A 4,517-nucleotide genomic window follows, 5' to 3' on the forward strand; every position below is an offset into this window, starting at 1 on the left:
CAGACTTTAATTCATCCGCTACTTTAGAGGGTAAGATATTCTTTAGCAGACTTTCTGAAAGATCCTTCTCCTTCATCAAGTCATAGGTTCGTTCTTTCACCTGAGACTCTAGGCTATCATAGAGAATGGCGTTTTGTAGAGAAATCGATAATTGTGAAGAAAGCAAATTGAGAAGTTCTACACTTTCTTCTGTAAAAGCATTCGTAATGTGGTCATTGACAAGATAGATTGTTCCCAGAATTTTGCCTTGATTGATAATAGGTGTGCAAAAAATAGATTTGCTGCCAAGTCGAATTATTTCCTCATTCTGGGCAAACTTCCCAATCGATGAGGCATCGCTTAGCACTACCGGCTTGCTAGTTCGCTCGGCATATTGGACTATTTTGAGCGAAAAAGGATGTTCTTCCCTAGGAAGCTTCGCTAGTTCGACTAGCTCGGTGCTGTTTCCTTCGACTTTGGAAAGATCATTTGAAGCTCGAAGCCACCATTCTCCTTTCTCTTTAATTAAAAACCAACCCTTATTTGCCCCCGCATTTTCCAATAACAAAGCCATCATTTTTCTCAACAGCTCATTAAGCACTATCTCTCCAGAGATTACTTGTGAGGCTTTGAAAATGGTAGACATATTCAAGTTAACTGAAGTACGAGAACTTGATTTAGTGGAAATCGAACCTGGACTTTGAGTTCCACCTGTTGGGAATTGATTTTTGTATTTTTCCATTAGCAAACTCACTTTAGAGTTTGCTCCGTAGGCCTTGTAGAGGCTGATCGCTTTTGAAACATAATAGCTGTGAATTTCCTCCAAGCCTTGCTCCTTTAGAAAAGTGGCATATAATTCACATGCCAAGGCCCCTTCTTGAATCAATCCATTATTTTTGGCCTTTTGTATAGACTTTTCGAAGTTGTCCCGAGCCTTTTGCTTGTTTCCTTTTTGCCGATAGAATTCAGCGAAGATTAAGTAGTACTTGTTATCATAAGAAAAGGGCGCATATTTCTTGTACCATTTGATTTTCTGAATGCACAATTCCAATTCCGCTATAGCCTTGGCTTTTTTGATGCCTTTTAGTTTTGGCAAAAGTGAGATGATGATCAGAGATCGATAAAAATAGAATGCCCCGATATGAAAAAGAGCAATACCAGCATCTCGGTATTGATCAGCTCGCTCTGAAACTGCTGCGGCGAGTTCATATTTTTCGAAGAAATAATACATCATCATCTGATAAACAGATGATTTGAAAATGCCATTTAAAGCACTCGATTTCTTTTGGTATTCGAAAGTCCGCTCATAGTCGTAGAATTGACCCATGATCTTTCCTGACCGATAGGCTGGATCCTGCAAGTGATGCATCATTTGTCGGATGGAGGACACATCCAGCGCCGTATTCTTTTGATTGATCACATATTTAACGGCATGATCAAAAGTTTCCACTTCTTCATAAAATTGAGATAGTGGCATATTGGCAAAAAACTGCATAAAGCAATACACTTCTGCTCCATACGCTGCAAACACGTAATCCCCGACTTCTACTCCCTTGATGTATATTTCTTTGGTCGTTTCCTGAGATTCCAATATTGGCATGGTCCAATGCCTGACAAAAACATTTGTAATTAGATGAGCTTTTGGAAATTCTTCTCGGGCGTCATATTTGTTCACAATATCTCGTGATAGCTTGGCGAAAATTGCACCCTTTTTCATTTCCCCAGTCAGTCCACAAAGTACCAGCCCATAACCCCCGTAACCACTTGAGGAAGCTGGTGTATTTCCGTATTTTACAGAGAGTTTTACTTGCTCAAAAATCAAAATAGGATTCATATTGGGAAGCCCAACATAGGTTGGCCCATTGAGGTAAGTCAGCATCCGAATAGCTGCCAGCTTACTCGGATCACTCATTAAAGGCTTATTGTATAGCGAATCGTAAGTTTCGTTTCTAAGAACCATCCTAGCTTCCAAGAATGCTCGGATGATTGTTGGTTTTGTGGGGTTTTTTGGTAGATCTACTCCCAATTTTTCCAAAAATTCTAAGCCAGAATAAATACTTTTAAGAAGTTGGTTTTGTGCGTGATACGCTAAAACCCTGATTTTATAGGCTGTTTCAGCATCTAAAGTAGTTTGGACATGATTGAGTATTTCATCAATGTATTGGTGGGCCTCTTCGAAGTCTGTTTTTAGAAATGCATTTTCAGCGATTTCATTGTGTATATCCAAAGAAGTGGAATAATCTTTTTGCCAATGATTTTTGACCAAAAGTGCCAATCCGGCCTTAGCATATTTAAGTCCGATGTCATAGGCTGCCGAATTTTTCGCCATTCGAGAGGCCTGAATATTGAGCTGGACCAAAAGCTCTTTTTCAGAATCATCGATAATGCATTTTACACCATTGTTAAGATGGTCCACTACATCAAATTTCCATTCGCTTTTTTCCTCTTGGTGATTTTGGGAAAGTAATTTTCGCCCAAATTTTAAGTGTATTTCGCTTTTCTCCTCCTCTGAAAGACTGAGGTAGGCAGCCTGCTGAATCCTATCATGAACAAATAAATATTGACTTTTATCTTTCAAACCCAATATTCGAATGAGGAGACCTTGAATGAGTACTTCATCTAATCCGCGATCACAAATCTCAATAGGCAGATCAATAATGTTTTCCAAAAGAGTCCTATCAAAGTTATTTCCTAAACACGAGGCGTATTTCAAGACTGTAGATCCCTCATGACTGAGTTTGGACAATTTGGCCGTCATGTAATCCGCTACATTTTCAGAAGACTTAGATTGGATGATCTTTTGGATGTCCCACTTCCAATGCCTCGTTTTCGCATCCAAGGAAATGGTACCTTCCTCATAAAGTCCCTTTAATAATTGAAGGGTGAAAAATGCGTTACCATTGGTTTTTTGATGGATAATAGTCGCAATCTCCTCTACACCAGGGTTATCATTTCCAAAGCAATCGATACAGATTTCCTTCACAGATCCCCGATCTAAATCTCCAAGGATAATTTCCACAGGTTTGAGTTCAGAATTATCCAAGGTGCGAAGCATAATGAATAAGGGATGAGCCTCATGGACTTCATTGTCCCGATAGGTGCCCACGACTAATATTTCAGTGTTAGATGCCTCTTGAAGTAGATTTTGAAGAATGGTTATTGATCCTAAATCAGCCCACTGCAAATCATCAATCAAAAATGCCGTGGGATGTTCGACCGTCCCAAGAGATTTGATAAAGTTTATGATGGTACTATTGAAGCGATTTTGGCTTTCTGTACCACTCAAAGCAGGCACTTCTTCCTGAGTTCCAATTAATAGCTCAAGATTTGGCAAAATATCTGTAATTACTTTTCCAGATCTACCTAAAGCTTTTTGGATACGGCCAGCCCAAAATTCAACTCTTTCATTTTCTTCTAAAAGCAGATTCTCGATATGAGTCTGCAGACCACTGATCAAAGCAGAATAAGGTATACTTTTCTGTAAATGGTCAAATTTTCCCTCAATGAAATAGCTCCCGCGGATGTAGGCTATTTCTTTGAGCTTTAGTGCTAATGCAGTCTTACCTGTACCAGAGGTTCCTTTTATAAGGATTAATGGTTTGGAGAAATTTTGGAGCTCATCAAAAGTTTTCTCCAAAGTCTGAATCTCTTTTTCCCTACCATAAAGTTTATCAGGAATTTTTAATTCAGAACTAATATCAAACTGTCCAAGCTTATAGTGACTTTCATCAATTAGGGGAGGAGTCACTCCAAAAATTTCCTCGCATTTAAATAAATCGAAAAGTAATCCTGAGGCACTTTGATAGCGGTCTTTAGGATTTTTGGACATGAGTTTTGCCACAATTCTTGAAAACAGAACCGGAATCCCCTCATTCTCAAGGTGCAAAATTGGGATTTCGGCAGCGATATGCTGGTGAACCAAAGACAAACTATCCTCCGCCTCATAAGGGACTTTGCCTTTTGCCAAAAAATAATATGTGATGCCAAGTGAATAAAAATCTGTTCGAAAGTCAACCTTTATATTTACTCGGCCAGTTTGTTCGGGAGATATAAAGTCCAAAGTTCCGTCGAGTTCTTCTTGGTAGGCTTGTTCAAGGGTAGCTCCTAGTTTTTGGCTAATTCCCAAATCAATCAGGGTAGCTAAACCAGTCTTATCATTGTAAATGATATTACTTGGTTTGATGTCCTTATGAAATATTCCCGAGTCATGAAGATCTTTTAATGCTTCTGCGACTTGAATGGCTAATCGAATAACTTGGGAGAAATTTTTAAATTTCCTCGAGGATTTTTCCTGCAAATCCTGACCATGGATATAGGTTCTTACTAGAACCATTTGCTCCCCAGCTCGATCTATCCTAACCGCTCGAACGATTCTAGGAGAGTGAATAAATTCGCTAATTTCTAGCTCATTCTTGAGCCGTTCGAACTCTCCTCCATAGACATCAGTCCCGTTGGGAATTTTATAAATTACTTCACAGTTTGCTTCAACATCAAAATCTTTATAAAAGATATAATTCCTATTCTCTTTAAACGACTTG

Annotated in this window: 1 protein-coding gene; it reads right to left on the reverse strand. The window is 38.9% G+C overall.

Annotated features, from left to right (window positions below):
• The coding region (locus tag Q0L68_RS16835) for an AAA family ATPase (protein ID WP_296705383.1) at window positions 1–4,517 on the reverse strand (4,517 nt) is incomplete at both ends.

The sequence above is a fragment of the Algoriphagus sp. genome (genome assembly GCF_024642405.1).
GTDB lineage: Bacteria > Bacteroidota > Bacteroidia > Cytophagales > Cyclobacteriaceae > Algoriphagus.